Source organism: Marinobacter antarcticus, from assembly GCF_900142385.1.
Taxonomy (GTDB): Bacteria; Pseudomonadota; Gammaproteobacteria; order Pseudomonadales; family Oleiphilaceae; genus Marinobacter; species Marinobacter antarcticus.
In genome coordinates this window covers 357,822-374,491 of the sequence record NZ_FRAQ01000001.1, presented here as the reverse complement: position 1 = coordinate 374,491, position 16,670 = coordinate 357,822, and the positions used below count along the sequence as shown (strand labels likewise).

Genomic DNA, 16,670 nt, shown 5'->3' with positions numbered 1-16,670 from the left:
GGGAATCAGGCCCCGAGAGTGGCTACCAGCACTGCTTTGATGGTGTGCATACGGTTTTCCGCCTGATCGAAAACAATCGACGCAGGGCTTTCGAAAACCTCGTCGGTTACCTCCATGGCACTGATTCCGAATTCTGCCTGAATTTCTTTACCAACGATGGTGTCGGTATTGTGGAAGGCCGGCAGGCAATGCATGAAGCGGGCGCGGGGGTTGCCGGTCTTTTCCATGACGGCAGTATTCACCTGATAGGGCATTAACAGCTTGATCCGGTCACCCCACTTTTCTTTCGATTCGCCCATGGATACCCAGACATCGGTGTAGACAAAGTCGACGCCGGCGACGGCGGCATCCACATCCTCGGTAATGGTAATGCGGGCACCGGTTTCCCGTGCGATTGCCTGAGCCTCATCCTGCACTGTCTGGCGTGGCCAGCAGGCTTTTGGAGCACACAGACGAACATCCATGCCCATTTTGGCACCACCGATCAGCAGGCTATCGCCCATGTTATTTGCGGCGTCGCCGAGAAAGGCATAGGCGACCTTGTGCAACGGCTTCTCCACGTGCTCCTGCATGGTGAGAAAGTCAGCGAGAATCTGCGTGGGGTGGAACTCATCGGTCAGGCCGTTATAGACCGGCACGCCAGCGTATTGCGCCAACTCTTCAACAAGCTTCTGGCCAAAACCCCGGTACTCAATGGCATCGTAGACACGGCCCAGCACCCGGGCGGTATCCTTTACCGATTCCTTGTGGCCAATGTGGGTTCCTGAGGGCCCGAGATAGGTGACTCTGGCACCCTGGTCGTAAGCGGCCACCTCGAACCCGACCCGTGTGCGGGTGGAGTTCTTTTCGAAGATCAAGGCGATTTCCTTACCATTTAGTTGCGGAACTTCGGTGCCGGCGTATTTGGCCGCCTTCAGATCCGTCGATAGCTTCAGCAGAAAGCTGATTTCCTGCGGAGAGAAATCACGCAAGGTCAGAAAGTGACGATTCTTCAGATTAAAAGCCATGGTCTTTATCCTTTCCGGTCAAATGGGGTCGCGTATCGTGGGACAACTCATGCAGCGTCCGCCGCCTCGGCCGCGGCCCAGTTCAGCGCCGGGGATAGCCAGTACTTCGATGCCCGCAGCTTCAAGTGCCGCGTTTGTGTCATCGTTCCGGTCATAACCGATGACCACACCCGGACTCAGCGCCAGCACGTTGTTGCCATCGTTCCACTGCTCCCGCTCCCGCTCAGCCGGGTCATTGCCACCGGTTGGGACAACCTCCAGGGATTTATAGCCGAGAACCTCTGCGACCACATCAAACAGTGGTCTTGGGTCCTGGTGGAAGGTCAGATGCTTGTTGCCTTCACCGGGGTGCAAGTCGTAGCAGATCACTTCGTCCGCCACCTCTTTGAAGGTGGTGACAACATTGCCGCCGCAGAAGGTGAAGATTGTGTCCAGGTGCATGGCGGTGCGGGATTTCGGGATCTGACAGGCAATAACCCGCTCCGCTGTGCCTTTTTCAAACAGAGCATTGGCTAATTGTCCCACGGCCTGTGGCGATGAGCGCTCTCCCATTCCGACAAGGACTGTGCCATTGCCCACGGGCATGATATCGCCGCCTTCCAGAGTGGCAAGGCCATGATTTTCAAGAGGGTCACCCCAGAGCACGTCCACTTTTCCAGCAAATTTTGGGTGGAACTGATAGATGCCGGCCATCAGCAGAGTTTCCGGTTTGCGTGCGGCCCAGTACATGGGGTTCAGAGTTACCCCGCCGAAGATCCAGGCGCTGTTGTCCCGGGTGAAAAGAAAGTTTGGCAATGGCGGCAGCACAAATCCATAGTGCCCGAGGTGGTTGCCGAAAAGCCCGGTTGGGTCAAAGGGCAGGTCGGCCACTTCAAGTCCGCCAATCAGGTATTCCGAAAGCTTGCTGCCTGGAAGTTTGTCCATCCAGGCGCGCAGGTCGGAAATCATCCCGACCCCGATGTCGTTCCAGGTAATCCGGTGGTCCAGAATCCATTTGCGGGCTTCGGGGATGTCCAGAGTCTCGGCCAGCAACTCGTTGACATCAAGTACCTCGACCCCCCGCTCCCGCATCACGTTGGCAAACACATCGTGATCTTTCTGCGCCTGTTTCACCCAGAACACGTCGTCAAACAGCAGGGCGTCACAGTTGGACGGTGTTAGCCGGCGGTGTGCCAAGCCTGGGCGGCAAACAATGACTTGCCGCAGAGTTCCGGTTTCGGAATGTACTCCAAGTGTTTTTTCAGACATGGTCAATCTCCAATTTGTATGGCGTTACCATTACTTTGAAAGGCTTTCAAAGCAATGCCGCAGCGCTGATGACCACCGAAATGAAAATGGTGAGAATCAACAGCAAAGGCCAGATAAATGCGATCCAGCGATCATAGGAGACACGACCAATTGCCAGCCCCCCGACTACCACTGCAAAGGTGGGGTTGATCAGGTTCACCAAGCCGTTAGCTGACTGATAAGCGGTTACAACCAGATCACGCCCGACATTGGCGAAGTCTGCCAGCGGGGCCAGAATCGGCATGGACAGAACGGCCAACCCTGATGAAGATGGCACAAAGAAGCTCATGCCCACTTCAATCCAGAACATCAGGTTGATAAATGCCAGTTCGGGCAGTCCGCCCAGGGAACCTTCGGCGCTGTGCAATATGGTGTCGGCAATCATGCCCTGATCCATGATAACCACAATGCCACGGGCCAGCCCGACCACCAGCGCAACGCCCAGGAGATCTCGCGCTCCATCAACAAAACTGCCGGTAAGCTTTTTCTCGCCAAGGCGGGCAATAAGGCCAATTACGATGGCCGAGCCAAAAAACAGTGCACCCATGCGGGCCATCCACCAACCCTGTGACGATACGCCCCAGATCATAACGGCAAAGGTTGCGGCGAAGATCAGCAGGGAGATAATCTGGGTTCTGTTGAGCGTGGAGTCTTCAAAACCCTCGCCAGCCTTGCCGAGGAAGAGCCGGCGGTGAGCATCCCACTGTTTAGCGACAACAGAGCGGGACGGATCTGCTTTGACGCGCAGTGCGTATCGCATCACATAAGCCGCACAGATCAGTAGCCCGCCGATGAGCAGAATAAAGCGCACGACGATGCCATCGGTAAACGGGATATCGGCAGCATTGGCGGCGATGACTGTGGCAAACGGGTTAATGGTGGAGCCCAGCACGCCGACACCGGCCCCGATCAGAATAATGGCCACCCCGGTTACAGCATCGTATCCGGCGGTCATCATTACCGGGATCAAAATGGCATAGAAGGCCAAGGTCTCCTCGGCCATACCATAGGTTGTGCCGCCGATGGCAAACAGGGTCATCAAGATCGGGATCATCCAGATTTCATGGCCTTTAAGATGGCGCATGGCACTGCGTATGCCGGTATCAATGGCTCCGGTGGCGTTCATCACCCCAAGGAAGCCGCCGAGAAAAAGTACGAACAGGGCAACATCTATAGCGTTGGCCACATAGCTGTCCGGATCATAGAACCCGGCCGTGGGCGCGAGCATGATATCCATGAAACCCTGGGGGTTGGGGTCGACAACCTGATAGGTTCCAGGCACGGCCACCTCGCGCCCGACCTCTTCGTTCATCGCCCGGTCGTACTGGCCGGCAGGTATGATCCAGGTCAGGGCAGCAACAAATATAATCAGCAGAAACAGTATGGTATAAGCGGTCGGAAACCGAGTTGCCAAATCCTGTTCGGGGTTGCCGGAAGAGTTGTCTGAAGAGCTATTTAAAGGGTCGTCTGATGAGTTATCAGAAGGGTTTTCAGGGGAGTTTTTCTGATCATTCACTGTATTTCTCCTTAATCTACACCGACAGCTATGTATAGAGCCAATGGCAGATCCCAATCCCGGCTGTGAATGTTTTCGGTCTTACTCAGCCAAGTGGGCCACGATTTCCAGATCGCCAGCTATCAGCGTAGTCCAGAAACGGTAAATCGGAATTGAGTTGGGTCACTATTAATGCGAATGCAGTACTAATTCTTCGGGGAACCATCAATACCCAAACGGTGAGGTACTATGCGCTTTTCAGATATTCATGAGCGCGCAATTGCGCGCAAGGGCGGCGTTGAAGAGCTGAATGCACTGATGCCAAAAATTCCGTCTGCCACTGAGTTGGAAGCCCGGACGGATGATCGCTATCTTTCAGAGATTACTCGTTGCATATTCAAAGCGGGGTTCGTCTGGCGTGTGATTGACAACAAATGGTCGGGCTTTGAAGCCGCGTTCCATAATTTTGTGCCTGTCTACTGGCAGCAGGTGTCGCCTGATGTTCTGGAAGAGCTGGTCCGTGATGAGCGCATCGTACGCAACCTGCAGAAGATTCGAACGGTGCCCGAGAACGCCCGGATGATTATGGATGTGGTTTACGAACATGGCAGTTTTGGAGCCTTTCTTCGCCAGTGGCCGTCGATGGACCAGGCCGGGTTGCTGCTTTGGTTAAAGCGCCACGGCTCGCGGCTTGGTGGCAACAGCGCCCAGTATTTTCTGCGCCGCGTGGGGTGGGACGGCTTCATTATGTCGAGCGATGTGATGCAGGTGTTGCGCCAGGCCCAACTGGTGGATGCCTCTACAGGCAGCAAAAAGGCGCTGTACCAGGTCCAGGAAGCGTTTAATGCCTGGCACGACGAAACCGGCCTGCCCTTCAGTCAGCTGTCACGAATTGTTTCCTGCTCGGTGGATAGCTGATTGATGTTTTGCATTACATGTATTAGCCGTAATGGTTAGTTTTTGTTCAGCCGGTCTATAGTCTGGTGATCAACCAGGAGGGCTGTGTCATGAACGTACTACGTAAAAACTTTCTCGGATTTGTGCTCGCGCTGGCGTCTGCCATTGTGATGGTAGGTGCGAATTCAGCGATGGCGGCGAGCGCTGGAGATCTTGACCGCAACGCCAAACAGGCATTGGATACTCTTTACAAAGCGCACCCGGTTGCCGAAACCCTGTCCCAAAGTGCCAAAGGCATATTGGTGTTTCCCAACATTGTTAAAGCGGGGCTTGTGTTCGGCGGCAGCTACGGTGAAGGCGTTTTGCTGAAAGGTTCAGAGGTGGCCGATTACTATAACTCCATCACTGGCTCCTGGGGCTTGCAAGCAGGGGCTCAATCTTATGCCTACGCGGTGTTTCTGATGACCGATGAGGCCGTATCCTACCTGGAGAAAACCAAGGGCTGGGAAATTGGCGTCGGCCCAACGGTGGTTCTGGTTGACGAAGGCCTGGCGAAAAACCTGTCTACCTCGTCCCTTAAAAACGATGCTTATGCGTTTATCTTCAGCCAGCAGGGTCTGATGGCCGGGTTGAGCATTGAAGGCACCAAAATATCGCGGATTAATCGCTAAGCTATAGTGTTCGGGCAAGGCTGAGCAGGACAAATAATCCAGCGCTACAGCGCGCGCACAAAATGGTACCGGACTTTAAACGATTGTTCCGGTACCACTGTTTAGCCGGCGGGCAACCAGACGGAAACGCAAAGACCGGTCTGGCCATCGGGGCGATCGGCCAGAGTCAGTTGGCCTCCGTGCAATTCCACGATACGGCGGGCAATGGCAAGGCCGAGTCCCGCACCTGAACCTTTGCGCTGATCCAGCCGGGTAAAACGGCTGAGTGCCCGTTCGCGATTGTATGTAGGTATGCCCGGGCCCTGGTCGCAGACTTGTAATACAAAGCCCTTTTCGGAAGGTTCGATCAGAGTTGTAATCCGGGTTCCCGGAGGGCTGTACTGAATGGCATTGGCAAGAAGAGAGCGCATGAGTGTACTGACCAGTGCATCATGGCAGTTCACGCTGGCTGTTTTACACTGGGTTTCAAGCTCCGGTTCAATGTCTTTTCTCAGCGCCAGCGGCGCTACGTCGGCAATACACTGCTCGACCAGAGCCAACAGATCCTGGCGCTGGGGCCTGAAATCGCTTCCCGAGTCCACCCGGCTGAGCAACAGCATTTGTTCAACCAGATGTACCATTCGGTCGACAGAAGCGGTAAGCCCCTGGAATTCTTCCGGATGCCTGTCGCTGAGCTGCTCCAGGTTCAGTCGTAAGGCGGTGAGTGGTGTTCGTAATTCGTGGGCGGCATCTGCGGAAAACCGTCGCTCCCGTTCCAGCGCCAGGTTCAGTCGTTTGAGGAGGCCATTCACTGCCTGTACCAGCCCTGCTACCTCTTTGGGAGCCTGCCGGTCGTCGAGTGGGTGGATGCGCTCTGGTGCCATATGCCGGATGGGATTTTCCAGCCTGCGCAGTGGCCTAAAGCCTAGCTGAATCATAACGGCTACAGCGATCACCAGTATCGGCAGTGCCAGAATCATCGGCAGGATGTTGCCCCAGGCAATTTCCTGGCTTAGCTCGCCGCGCACATCGGCGCGCTGCGCCGTGCGGATCCAGAAGCCTGTGTCGGGATCCCTGAGTGTAAAGGTGCGCCAGCGAAATCCGCCCACCTCCAGCCAGGTGTAGCCCGGGTTTAGACCGCCTGTGTCGTCTGCCTGGAGCGTGTCCAGCAGGGGTATTCGCTCTGGCGACCAGACCTCAAATGCCAGTTTCTTTTCATATTTATGGCCGGCGCCTCCAGGCAGAATGTCGTCATCATTCGCCCCTTCTTCCTGAAAACTCTGAGGTAACTGGAGGGTTTCGGTCAGAATGGCGGTCAGGTCTGCCTGAGACTGGGTGCCGGAGAGGTATTGCACAAGCCCCTGAACAATGCGCGTGCTTTGTGCCAGCTCGGCATCGAACAACTCTTCCAACTGGTCATTGCTGACATAGTAGCCCCAGATGGAGCTGGCCAGCGTAATCAGCAAAACCAGTGCAGCGACTGCCAGGGTGAGAGTCCGGGTCAGGCTCACGGAGTTTCTTCCTGTGCTGCCGCCTGACTATCCAGCATATAACCGACGCCTCTTACTGTGCGGATCGAGGCCTTGCCTACCCTGCGACGTAGATGATGCACGTGAACTTCCAGAGCATTACTCTCTGCGCCATGATCCCAGCCATAAAGCTGCTCTTCGAGTCGTCGGCGCGTAGCGACCTGATCGGGATGACGCATCAGATAGTGAAGAATCTGGAGTTCACTGCGGGGTAGCGCTACTGTTTCGTCACCTATGGAAAGCTGGCTGGAATCAATATTCAGAGTCAGGTTGCCCACGGTGAGGCCCGCCTGCGGAGTCGGAGATCCACGACGGGTGACCGCGCGGATGCGGGCCTTGAGTTCTGTCATGGCGAAGGGTTTGGTGAGGTAATCATCTGCACCGGAATCCAGGCCGTGCAGCTTTTCATCAAGGCCAGAGCGGGCAGTCAGAATAATCACCGGAGTCTGGACACCCTTTTTGCGAACGGTTTTTAAAATATCCATCCCGTCGACTCTGGGCAGGGTCAGGTCGAGGATAGCGAGGTCGAAATGCTCTTCTGTCAGCGCGTGCAGCGCCATCTGTCCATCATCCAGCCAGTCCACGGTATCTGAACTCTCGCGCAGCATAGCGAGCATGGTGGTGGCGAGCAGGTGATCATCTTCTACGAGCAGAATGCGCATTTTCAAGACACCGCAAGTTCATAAAACGGGCGAGCAGCTGCCCAGCATGTGGAACAGAATGTAACGTGTGTCGTCATCTACCGGCAAGACGATTCGCGATAGCCGATCGGTGAGGTTGAGGGCGGAGTGAGATTGGAGAGTCGGGAGGATATCACTGCTTGGTGCATAACTCCTCTCTGGCTCCTCAGGAGCCAGAGAGGATAAGTCTTATATTTTCATTGCCTAAAGCTGTTTGGTGCAGTAGTAGAAATCGACGCAGTCGTATTCGTCAGAACTCACACGCAGGTCCGCTTCTGCCGCGGTGGCTGCGGGTGGCACGATAACTCGGTCACCTGGCTGCCAGCCTTCGGGTGTTGCGACTCCGTGCTCGTCACTGGTCTGCAGGGCATCCAGCAGGCGCAGGAACTCCGGAATAGAGCGACCGTTGCTCATCGGGTAATACACCATGGCCCTCAGCACGCCCTTCGGGTCAATCATGAACGTTGCACGCACGGCAGATGTATCTGCGGCGCCCGGGTGAATCATGCCGTAAGCGCGGGCAACATCCATTTTAAGATCGGCAATAATCGGGAAGGGTATCTCGACACCGAACTTTTCTTTGATGTTACGCATCCACGCTATGTGCGAGTGGTGGCTGTCGATGGACAGGCCCAGCAGTTCGCAGTTGCGCTTGTTAAATTCCGGAGCCATCTTGGCAAAGGCCATGAATTCCGTGGTGCAGACGGGTGTAAAGTCAGCCGGGTGTGAGAACAGCACCAGCCATTTACCTTTGTAACTGTCGAGAGACTTAACTCCATCGGTTGTCGGGGCATTGAATTCCGGAGCACGCTCGTTCAGGCGTGGCAGGCCGAATACAGGCTTATCAGATTGTTCCATGTTTAAACTCCTTAATAGTTGTTGATGAAACAACTATAGCTCATGAATATTTTTATGGAATAAGCATATTCCAATCAGCGCCATAGGAAGTGTTAATTAATACCTCCTATTCTGGCTTTCAGTGTTGCGCGCCCCACCCCGCCCGTTACATACAGGAATATCCCGGCTTTCTTCTTGCGCAGACCCTTGAGACTGATGTCGTGGCACGATTTGGAGGGGAGGAGTTTGTTGCGTCATTCAGTGGCGTGAGTCAGCCGGATGTGCGGGTCTATCGCGCAAAGCAGGCAGGGCGCGACTGCCTTGTTGATGCATCAGGGGTATCGCGCATATAGGAAAATAGAATTTCACCTAATATTCCGTTTTGGTATATCCTTAGAATTAAAGTTTAAGGCACCACTCCAACGGAGGTGAATATCGTGAGCAACCCGATCGTTCAACATTTTTTTGATGAGCCCACCAACACATTCAGTTATGTGGTTCGTGATCCGGACAGTCAGGCCTGTGCCATTCTTGATTCAGTACTCGATTTTGACTATGCCGCCGGCACCACAGATGTGCGTTCTGCGGACGAGATAATTGACTATATCCGGTCAAATGACCTGAAGGTGGAATGGATTCTGGAGACTCATGTTCATGCGGATCACCTTTCCGCTGCGCCGTATCTCCACGAAAAACTTGGTGGTAAAACCGCTATTGGCGCCCATATCCGGGATGTTCAGGAGATTTTTGGCAAGGCGTTTAACGCCGGCACCGAGTTTGCCCGTGATGGCAGCCAGTTTGACCGGCTGTTCCGGGATGGCGACACCTTTGCTATTGGTGGTCTTGAAGGCCGCGTTATGCACACCCCCGGTCACACTCCTGCGTGCCTGACCTATATTATGGGCGACGCCGCTTTTGTGGGCGACACCCTGTTCATGCCTGACTTCGGAACTGCGCGCTGTGATTTTCCCGGTGGCGATGCCCGGGTGCTTTATCAGTCAGTCCGTAAAGTGATGTCGTTGCCATCAGAAACCCGTATTTTCCTGTGTCATGACTACAAGGCGCCGGGCCGGGATGAGTATGCGCACGAGACAACTGTGGCGGAACAGCGAAAGGCCAATATCCACGTGCACGACGGTATTAGCGAAGATGAGTTTGTGCAGATGCGCACAGAGCGCGACGCTACCCTCGACATGCCCCGGCTGATTTTGCCTTCTGTGCAAGTCAATATGCGCGCGGGGGACATGCCGCCGGCAGAGGATAATGGACAGGTTTACCTGAAAATACCGGTCAACCTGTTCTGAGCGCCTGATGAACTTTAAACGTTTCTTGCCAATTCTCCAGTGGGCACCGCAATACGGTCGGAGCCAGGCCGCCAGCGATCTGGTAGCTGCGCTTATCGTGACTGTTATGCTGATTCCCCAATCTCTGGCATACGCGTTGCTGGCCGGGCTGCCTGCGCAGGTCGGGCTGTATGCCAGTATTCTTCCGCTGGTCATCTACGCCGTATTTGGCACCAGTCGCACGCTTTCTGTTGGCCCAGTGGCGGTCGCGTCTCTTATGACCGCTGCCGCACTGGCTCCGCTAGCAGCGGCCGGAAGCCCTGAATACGTCGCCGGAGCAGTCCTGCTGGCAATTATGTCAGGGCTTATGCTCACCATGATGGGCATTCTGCGGCTGGGGTTTCTCGCCAACTTTCTCAGCCATCCTGTGATATCCGGTTTTATCACGGCTTCCGGCATTGTCATCGCCGCCAGCCAGCTCAAACACATCTTCGGGGTGCAGGCTTCAGGCCAGAATCTTCTGACGATTGGTCAGTCGCTGATTCTGTCGATAGGCGATACCAACATACCAACCCTGGCGATCGGTGCCGGTGCGCTGCTGTTTCTGATGTTCGCGCGGAAGCAGCTTAAGCCCCTTCTGATTCGTTCAGGCGTGGGCGCGCGTTCAGCCGATATCATCACCAAAACGGCACCGATTCTGGCGGTACTGGTGACTACGCTGGTTGCCTGGCAGCTCGGGCTGGGTGCGCAAGGTGTGCGTCTGGTTGGTAGTGTACCTTCGGGCCTTCCCGAACTGACAATCCCCTCACTGGACTCCGGACTCTGGCAGCAACTTGCGGTCAGCGCGTTTCTGATCAGTGTCGTTGGTTTTGTGGAATCGGTTTCCGTGGGGCAGACTCTGGCAGCCAAGCGGCGTCAGCGGATCGATCCGGATCAGGAGCTGATAGGCTTGGGCACCGCTAACCTGGGTGCGGGTTTTTCCGGGGGTATGCCAGTAACGGGCGGGTTCTCCCGTTCGGTGGTTAATTTTGATGCCGGTGCAGAAACCCCGGCCGCCGGTGCATACACCGCGGTCGGTATTGCCCTGGCCACGTTGTTTCTGACACCCGCCATTGCCTACCTCCCGCAGGCAACGCTTGCGGCGACCATTATTGTCGCCGTGGCGACTCTGGTCGACTTTCCGGCACTGGGTCGAACCTGGCGTTATTCCCGAACGGACTTTGGTGCCATGCTGGCAACCATCATACTGACCCTGGCTCATAGCGTGGAAGCGGGCATTATAGCGGGTGTGGCGCTCTCTATAGGTCTGTTTCTCTATCGCACCAGCCGACCTCACAGCGCGGTCGTCGGCCTGGTTCCGGGCACCGAGCATTTCCGCAATGTACTTCGACACGATGTGGAATTGTGCCCGAAGGTCACTTTTTTGCGTGTGGATGAAAGCCTGTACTTTGCCAATGCGCGCTTTCTGGAAGAGACGGTGATGGATCTGGCTATATGCGAACCGGAGCTGAAAGATCTGGTGCTGGTATGCCCGGCGGTCAACCTGGTGGATGCCTCAGCGCTCGAGAGCCTTGAGGCAATCAATGAGCGCCTGAAAGATGCCGGAGTGCGGTTACACCTCTCGGAGGTGAAAGGGCCGGTTATGGATCGCCTGAAGAATACTGAGCTGCTTTCCCACCTGGGTGGTCAGGTGTTTCTCAGTACTTTTGAGGCCTGGCAGACCCTGACAGGGCACCGCAAGCCTTTGGAAAAAACCGCCTGACTATCGCCCCGGCTATTGCCGATTGTTGGTAATGGTGCGGGGGCAGTCGTTATCATGAGGGTGTTTTCCGGGGTTAATCGAGCGGTAACTTCATCATGGGCATTACGGATAATCTGTTATCTACCGGGCAGTGGTTTTTAACGCTGGCCCTGTTCCTGCTGATCCTGGTGCAGGCGGCTCGGTCAGTGCGCTGGCAGGCTCTACGCTCAGACAACGCCCTGCAGCATTCGTTTTTTGGAGCGGCAGTGGCGCTCGGTTTTATATGGCAGCTGCGGGCGGGCATCTATCCCGGGCTCGCCATTCATATTTTTGGTATTACGGCTATTACGTTGATGCTGGGTTGGGCGCTGGCTGTATTTGCCGGGCTTCTGGCACTTGTTATTACGGTGATCACCGGCCGTGAACCAGCAATGATGTTTGCCGCCAACGGTTTGGTGACCGTTATGATCCCGGCACTCGTCACCTACGGCATAGTGCTTTGGGAGCGACGCCGGAATTTCAGCAATTTTTTTGCCTATATCTTTTTCTGTGGTTTCTTTGGTGCCGGCATTTCAGTAGCTGTCGCTGGACTGGTGATGTGTCTGATGCTGTGGACCAGCGGCGTGTATGAGTTTTCTGAACTGGTGCATAATTACCTGCGTTATCTGCCCCTTTTTATGATTCCGGAGGGCTTTGTGAACGGCGCCGTCGTTACCGGCCTGATGGTGTTCCATCCGGATCGTCTGAAAACGCTGGATCAACGACGCTATCGTTAACACGCCTGCACAAAAGAGGCTTTCAATTGCGCCAACGGGAATGCTTCTGAAGTTTTCGTTGCAGCGTTCGCCTATGCATATGCAAAGCCCTGGCCGTGGCCGATACATTGCCATCATGCCCGTTGAGCACCCGCTGGATGTGCTCCCACTCCATTTCTTCCACCGAAGGTGGTTCATTTCGCAGTTGCGGCGATGTTGCCAAAGCTTCAAAGCCGCTGATGAGTTGATGAACGGTAACCGGTTTGCATAAATAATTGATGGCTCCGCGACGCATGGCTTCAACCGCTGTGGCAATGCTGCCGTAGCCTGTCAGCACAAGTACTTGGAGGTCAGGCTTTTGGGCAAGAAGTTCAGGCAGGAGCTGAAGGCCGCTCTCACCCGCGAGGTTCAGGTCCAGAACACATTTCTGGAAGACATGAGTGTCCAGGGCGAGGCATGCTTCGGCATGGGAGTGGGTAGCTGCGGCCTCGACCCCCTGGCGTTTCAAAGCGCGCTGAAGTATCTCCAGAAAGGTAGCGTCATCGTCAATAAGCAGCCAGTGTTCGTTTGTGGTCACTTGTTACCTCCGACGTCTGTTTTATGCGTCCCGGCTATCGGTAAATCGATGATCATGGTTGTGCCATGCTGGTCAACACGTGCTTTCAGGGTGCCGCCCAGACGCTGGATTGTTGCGTTGGAAAGAAAGAGGCCGACGCCCAGGCCATTCTCCGAGCCCACGATCTGTTCTCCCGGGGTGTTCTGAAAAGCGTCCTCCAGGCCGTCTCCGTGATCTTCCACCACCATCTCGATTCTGCTGGATTCGGCGCTGCGCACACTGACGCCTACCCACGCCGGGCTGGCAGTAAGAGCGTTGGCTAGAAGGTTAAGGATGGCTTGATCCAGGGTGGCGTCTACCGCAATCCGGCAGTTCGGAACCGCTGCCGACCATTCGATAGGCGCTGCTGGCCAAAGGAGGGTTGCCGATTCTCTCAATCGTGCCACCCAGTCATGAACAGGGAGGCTTTCCAGCTGCGCTGTTTTCGCTTGTATTGCTGCACTCGAAAGTTGCTGAAGGTGTTTGTCGCAAAGAACAAGCTGCTGCTTCATCAGGCTAAGATCTTCGCCAAGATCCGGGTCTGGGAAGGCGGAGCGAATTTCATCAACCAATAACGTCATGGTGTTCAAGGGAGTGCCCAGGCGATGGGCAACGGCTGCGGCAGACAGCCCCAGCGAAATAATCTGTTCATCGCGCAGGCGCGTTTCCCGGATGTTTGATAGTTGCTCTTGCTGCTGGCGTAATCGCCGTGCCAAAGCACCCACAACCAGCAGCAGGATCGCAGCCGTCATGGCAAAGGTGACCCACATGCCGGCCAGGTGCAGCTGTGCCAGGTTGGCATGGTTATCGTCATGGGTGAGCGGGGTATGCCAAATAACAAGAGCTGTATAAACCGCAATTCCCGAGAGGGTAAGGGCAATGCTCTGGCTCAGGGGAACCAGAATAATCGCCACCGCTATGGGCAGTAGCAATAAGGAAACCAGCGGATTGGTGTAGCCGCCAGTCAGAAACAGCCAGCCACCAATCAGCGCCAGGTCAAGCGCGAGGCCGGCGCTTACGCTTGCGGGAGCGCGCGGTGGTCGCCGGGTAAACCAGAGCCAGCCCAGCGTCGCGAGAACGCCATAGAGCAGACAAAGCATGAGCGCCTCAGCCCGATAGGCAAGGGGAACAACCGTTTCTGCCACTGCAAGGGCGGTAAGCTGGAGGCCGACAACGGCAAGACGCATGCCGAGCAGGTAGCGCGCAGCCTGTTGAAAACCTGTTTGAGATTGAGTGAGCCATTCCATGGCGTAGATTCTAGCAGGGTGGAGTGTGCTGCGGTGTCGCAGACAAGTGCTTTTAACGGTTTTCTTCAGAATATTTGTCGGATATCAATCTGAAAAATAGCAGGCCAGATCTTGGCTGACCACATCAGCGGTCAGTTGCAGCGGATCTGCACGCAGATCAAAGGTCTGTATCGCCCGCTTGGGAGAGATATCCCGGATGTGAGTGTTTATGCCCGGTAGCCGTTCGGGCTGATAAACGCAGTTCCGGCCACTGGGAAAAAGGGCCACATAGGCAATTTCGGTTTCGACCAGATCCTGGAAAAAATGTGAGCCGTAGGAGAGGTCCGGCACCATGTCACCCTCCATTTCCGCGACCTCGACCAGCACGGCAACCCGCGCGATATCGGCAAAACGCACCGGCACACCCAGTTCGGGGCTGCTGGTGCCCCAGCGCCCAGGGCCAATAAGCATGGTTGTATCATCTCCCGTGCGTACCTGCTCGCCGATAAGGCGGGCAACCTCATACCGCTGGCTGACGGTCAGCCGGCTGTAAACCGTCGCATCCACCCGGATCACACGCTGGATACAGAGATTTATGTTGCCGCCCATAAAGTGTCCGCGTGTGCGGAATAGCAATTTCCGGTCGGGTATTTCCGGAGGAATTGTGGCTGCCATGGTTTCACCAATGGTCGCCAGTGGACGGCATTGCACCAGGTTTAACGACGGTTCGCCGTCGTCGTTCAGATGCAGGGTGAACTCAACGTCTACCGGGTGTTGGTATCCGGCCTCCAGCGTTTGCAGGAGGTTTGACAGGCGGCTGACAAACCGGGTCTTGCGAACCAGGGGCTGGAAGGTCAGGCGCCATACCGGTGTTTGCAGCCCCAGCTCTTCCGCCAGCAGGCTGGCGGTTCGATCCACTTCGCCAAGATGCTTCAGCGGGAGATCCGAAACCTCCTGTGTGAGCTGGCTCAAAGGGTATGTGGCCAGTTCTCCTTTGCTCAGATCGAGCGCATCCAGAAGATGCTGGGAATAGCGGTAGGCTTCGTCCGGATTACGGAAGGGTTGGCGGTTGGGGTAGTCCAGCGCCATAACGCAGGCGTGATCACCGTCAATTCGGTCTACGGCACGGGTGCCAAGCCCCATAACCAGGCGAACCATACCGGCAGCAGGATTCATCTCAGTATCCCAGGCGAAGGTGTTGCGGGAAACACCAACGCCGGCGGCATCCGGCAGGTAGTAGCGCCCATGGAAGCGACCGTTCACACGCTGAATCAGCAGGGCCATGGGTTCCTCGCGTTGATCCAGCCCCCGCTGCTTCCGGTACACCAGAGCGTCTTCACTCATGGTAGATGCATATACCTGCCGTATAGCACCTTCCAGTGCTGTAAGCCGAAGCTCTGGTGCGCCCTGGTTTACCAGAAAGACGCTGTCGTATTTGCCGGCAAACGCATTACCAAAACCGTCTTCCTGAAGGCTGCTTGAACGTACCAGAATCGGGTACTGGCCATAATGATCCAGCAGTCGTTCCAGCTCTACCCGGACTTCCGGAGGAAACGCCCCCGCGAGCAGGCCCTCGCTCAGCTTATCGGCTTCACGGAGATAACCGCTGGCTGAGCGTTGGCGCATCATCGCTGGCCAAAGGCCATTGTGAACGAGGAATGCGTAGTAGGCATCTGAGCCCAAGTATCTGGAATCGTGAGGTTCCAGATTATCCTGCCAGGTATCTGGCTGATTTGTGAGCAGGATACTGCGGGCAATCAGCATGCCTGCTGCTTTACCTCCGATATAACCACTGCCGATCATTCTGGCGCGTATCGCCAGCAGATCTTCAAGGCTGAGGTAGCGTCTTGCGAGGTCGAGCATGCGGGTGTCCCGGCTGATCAGCACGTTCAGCACACGGTCCTTGATATCTGCAGATTGCGCCTCCTCACCAGCCTCAAGTGCACTGGCGACCTGAAGAAACAGGCGGTCCCAATAATCCAGAAGCGGTTGGCGATGCAGCTGGTCCAGCTCCAGTCCGGCTTGTAGCCGGGTTGCATCACTGCTGTCGATTACCGGCGCAAAGCGGCCGTCGATTTCTCTGTGTGGCAAAAACATGGTGGGCGACTGCCGGCACCATGCCTTTATTGGTTGTATCTGAACGTCCTCCCCCAGGCGGTGAATATCCACCATCACCTGCGTTGTCTGCCGGATACGATCCAGTGTCGTGCGGGAGTGCCGGTCGGGATGCAAGGCAAACCAAGCAACAGTATCCAGCTCAAAAAGGAAGGGGCAAACTACTCTGAAAAAGTTGCCGACCATGGCATCCGTAGCCCATGCATCTAAAAGGTCGCTCAGGCAATCGCAGACATAGAAGGCTCCGCGGCCATGCTCTTCAATCAGGCGCCAGACGCGGCCTGTGAAGGCTTCAAAGCCACTGAGGGCATCGATACTTTCTATGTGGATGTTGGGTTTTCCGAATACCAGCGGGGGGTGCTGGCCAAAGCGGAGGTAGATGATACGGCGCCCCGCAGACGCCGCAGACTCAATAAACGGAGTAACAAACCGGCGATAGTCGTCCAGGTCGCTGACTCTCCAGACGACGTTATCACCGATTCTCAGACCGTCGAGCACATCATCAAGTCCGGACAGGCCGGTGGAAACCCGGTTGTGATCCTGTGAGTTTCCGCCGTCCCCGGTCATAGGCTG

Annotated in this window: 14 protein-coding genes; 5 read left to right on the top strand and 9 right to left on the bottom strand. The window is 55.7% G+C overall.

What is annotated here, in order from left to right; translation table 11 throughout:
* Positions 1-5: 5 nt before the first annotated feature.
* The 3 genes from argF to BUA49_RS01765 are packed head-to-tail and all read right to left on the bottom strand — an operon-like array spanning position 6 to position 3,810.
* On the bottom strand, positions 6-1,007 hold the full coding sequence (argF, locus tag BUA49_RS01775; protein ID WP_072795078.1) for an ornithine carbamoyltransferase: 1,002 nt from the start codon (positions 1,005-1,007) through the stop codon (positions 6-8).
* A gap of 18 nt (positions 1,008-1,025) precedes the next feature.
* Positions 1,026-2,255, bottom strand: a complete 1,230-nt coding sequence (locus tag BUA49_RS01770) for an arginine deiminase (RefSeq protein WP_072795077.1) — start codon at positions 2,253-2,255, stop codon at positions 1,026-1,028.
* Between the two features lie 46 nt (positions 2,256-2,301).
* Positions 2,302-3,810: a YfcC family protein gene (locus BUA49_RS01765; RefSeq protein WP_084063462.1), complete on the bottom strand. Its 1,509-nt coding sequence runs from the start codon at positions 3,808-3,810 to the stop codon at positions 2,302-2,304.
* Between the two features lie 228 nt (positions 3,811-4,038).
* Here BUA49_RS01765 and BUA49_RS01760 point away from each other — a divergent pair, with 228 nt between their 5' ends.
* Positions 4,039-4,707, top strand: coding sequence for a DNA-3-methyladenine glycosylase I (locus BUA49_RS01760; protein WP_072795076.1), 669 nt, complete (start codon positions 4,039-4,041; stop codon positions 4,705-4,707).
* Between the two features lie 89 nt (positions 4,708-4,796).
* Positions 4,797-5,357 (top strand): lipid-binding SYLF domain-containing protein, encoded by a 561-nt coding sequence (locus BUA49_RS01755; RefSeq protein WP_072795075.1) that lies wholly within the window; start codon positions 4,797-4,799, stop codon positions 5,355-5,357.
* Positions 5,358-5,458: 101 nt separating this feature from the next.
* On the opposite strand, the gene BUA49_RS01750 is transcribed toward BUA49_RS01755, so the two are convergent.
* From BUA49_RS01750 to BUA49_RS01740, 3 genes are all read right to left on the bottom strand, one after another.
* Positions 5,459-6,847 carry an ATP-binding protein gene (locus BUA49_RS01750; protein WP_072795074.1) on the bottom strand — a complete coding sequence of 463 codons (1,389 nt, stop codon included), beginning with the start codon at positions 6,845-6,847 and terminating at the stop codon, positions 5,459-5,461.
* A complete protein-coding gene (locus BUA49_RS01745) occupies positions 6,844-7,527 on the bottom strand; it encodes a response regulator (protein ID WP_072795073.1) in 684 nt (227 codons plus the stop codon). The genes BUA49_RS01750 and BUA49_RS01745 overlap by 4 nt, the downstream gene beginning before the upstream one ends.
* 222 nt (positions 7,528-7,749) lie before the next feature.
* Complete coding sequence (locus BUA49_RS01740; protein WP_072795072.1) at positions 7,750-8,403, bottom strand: peroxiredoxin; 654 nt, start codon at positions 8,401-8,403, stop codon at positions 7,750-7,752.
* 416 nt (positions 8,404-8,819) lie between these two features.
* On the opposite strand from BUA49_RS01740, the gene BUA49_RS01735 reads away from it, so the two are divergent.
* The 3 genes from BUA49_RS01735 to BUA49_RS01725 all read left to right on the top strand — a co-directional run bounded on the left by BUA49_RS01735 (position 8,820) and on the right by BUA49_RS01725 (position 12,182).
* Complete coding sequence (locus tag BUA49_RS01735; RefSeq protein ID WP_072795071.1) at positions 8,820-9,686, top strand: MBL fold metallo-hydrolase; 867 nt, start codon at positions 8,820-8,822, stop codon at positions 9,684-9,686.
* Positions 9,687-9,693: 7 nt separating this feature from the next.
* Positions 9,694-11,427 carry a SulP family inorganic anion transporter gene (locus BUA49_RS01730; protein ID WP_072795070.1) on the top strand — a complete coding sequence of 578 codons (1,734 nt, stop codon included), beginning with the start codon at positions 9,694-9,696 and terminating at the stop codon, positions 11,425-11,427.
* Positions 11,428-11,522: 95 nt separating this feature from the next.
* A complete protein-coding gene (locus tag BUA49_RS01725) occupies positions 11,523-12,182 on the top strand; it encodes an energy-coupling factor ABC transporter permease (protein WP_072795069.1) in 660 nt (219 codons plus the stop codon).
* A 22-nt stretch (positions 12,183-12,204) separates the two neighbouring features.
* Here the strand turns inward: BUA49_RS01725 and BUA49_RS01720 are convergent, their stop codons facing one another.
* The 3 genes from BUA49_RS01720 to BUA49_RS01710 form a co-directional block, all read right to left on the bottom strand.
* On the bottom strand, positions 12,205-12,738 hold the full coding sequence (locus tag BUA49_RS01720; protein ID WP_072795068.1) for a response regulator transcription factor: 534 nt from the start codon (positions 12,736-12,738) through the stop codon (positions 12,205-12,207).
* On the bottom strand, positions 12,735-14,003 hold the full coding sequence (locus BUA49_RS01715; protein ID WP_072795067.1) for a sensor histidine kinase: 1,269 nt from the start codon (positions 14,001-14,003) through the stop codon (positions 12,735-12,737). Before BUA49_RS01715 ends, BUA49_RS01720 begins: the two co-directional genes overlap by 4 nt.
* A gap of 84 nt (positions 14,004-14,087) precedes the next feature.
* The gene (locus tag BUA49_RS01710) at positions 14,088-16,664 is read right to left on the bottom strand and encodes a PEP/pyruvate-binding domain-containing protein (RefSeq protein ID WP_072795066.1); all 2,577 of its coding nucleotides are present in this window, start codon (positions 16,662-16,664) and stop codon (positions 14,088-14,090) included.
* Positions 16,665-16,670 lie beyond the last annotated feature (6 nt).

Coding starts and splice junctions, on each gene's coding strand:
- argF (WP_072795078.1), bottom strand. CDS start 1,007: ATGGCTTTTAATCTGAAGAATCGTCACTTTCTGACCTTGCGTGATTTC.
- BUA49_RS01770 (WP_072795077.1), bottom strand. CDS start 2,255: ATGTCTGAAAAAACACTTGGAGTACATTCCGAAACCGGAACTCTGCGG.
- BUA49_RS01760 (WP_072795076.1), top strand. CDS start 4,039: ATGCGCTTTTCAGATATTCATGAGCGCGCAATTGCGCGCAAGGGCGGC.
- BUA49_RS01755 (WP_072795075.1), top strand. CDS start 4,797: ATGAACGTACTACGTAAAAACTTTCTCGGATTTGTGCTCGCGCTGGCG.
- BUA49_RS01745 (WP_072795073.1), bottom strand. CDS start 7,527: ATGCGCATTCTGCTCGTAGAAGATGATCACCTGCTCGCCACCACCATG.
- BUA49_RS01740 (WP_072795072.1), bottom strand. CDS start 8,403: ATGGAACAATCTGATAAGCCTGTATTCGGCCTGCCACGCCTGAACGAG.
- BUA49_RS01730 (WP_072795070.1), top strand. CDS start 9,694: ATGAACTTTAAACGTTTCTTGCCAATTCTCCAGTGGGCACCGCAATAC.
- BUA49_RS01725 (WP_072795069.1), top strand. CDS start 11,523: ATGGGCATTACGGATAATCTGTTATCTACCGGGCAGTGGTTTTTAACG.
- BUA49_RS01715 (WP_072795067.1), bottom strand. CDS start 14,003: ATGGAATGGCTCACTCAATCTCAAACAGGTTTTCAACAGGCTGCGCGC.
- BUA49_RS01710 (WP_072795066.1), bottom strand. CDS start 16,664: ATGACCGGGGACGGCGGAAACTCACAGGATCACAACCGGGTTTCCACC.